Genomic DNA, 718 nt, shown 5'->3' with positions numbered 1-718 from the left:
AAAAACGCACCTAATTTGATAGTTTTCTTGTTAAATGTGTGAGTAAGCGACTACTTTGAAATTAATGCCTCAAACTTTGATAACACTCTAGTCTTACTAGACTCACCTATTAGTGTTAATTCCTTATCTGTTGGGATTCAAAGTTTGAAAAATCTCCTGAAGTAAACGATAGTTTACTTGATGCATATCAAATTATAAGTCGTCGTGTCGCACAACTATCAAAGCACGATATGAAATTAATAACGGCTAGGTAACGTGTTTAATGGATCATGTACAAATCAGTGTCCAAAAGCTTGATGAAATATTGAAGCTCAATGGGAGCGCTCTGCTCAACAGAGTGACTTTAGATATCCATCAACAGTTGAAGAGTCATTGTACATGCGTTGTTGAAGTGGCTCATCTTCAACATGCTGCGCACACCATTTCCTTTGCAAGTGGCGGAGAGATCTCAGATAACCTCAGTTACCACCTGTCGGGCACTCCATGTGAAAAAGTCGCGAAAGACATTGGCGAGCACATCTTTTACCAAGATCAGGTCTATAAACGCTTTCCTGAAGACCAGATGTTTCAGGATGATGGCGTTCAAGCTTACCTTGGCCTACCGTTGAAAACACACAGTGGCGAAGTGCTTGGGATTTTGCTGTCTACTTTTACTCGAAGTATTCACGCGAAAGAAGCACAAGATGTGCTCGAACTTCATCGCTTTTATGCCAATGTG

At 40.5% G+C, this 718-nt stretch carries 1 protein-coding gene; it reads left to right on the top strand.

The genetic code is table 11. From position 1 onward, the window contains the following. Positions 1–262: 262 nt before the first annotated feature. Positions 263–718, top strand: a 456-nt coding sequence (locus R7O13_RS26935; protein ID WP_412125735.1) for a GAF domain-containing protein, incomplete at its 3' end; no start/stop codon positions are given.

This window comes from Vibrio sp. Y176, assembly GCF_033438945.1.
This window is presented reverse-complemented; position numbering and strand designations above follow the sequence as displayed.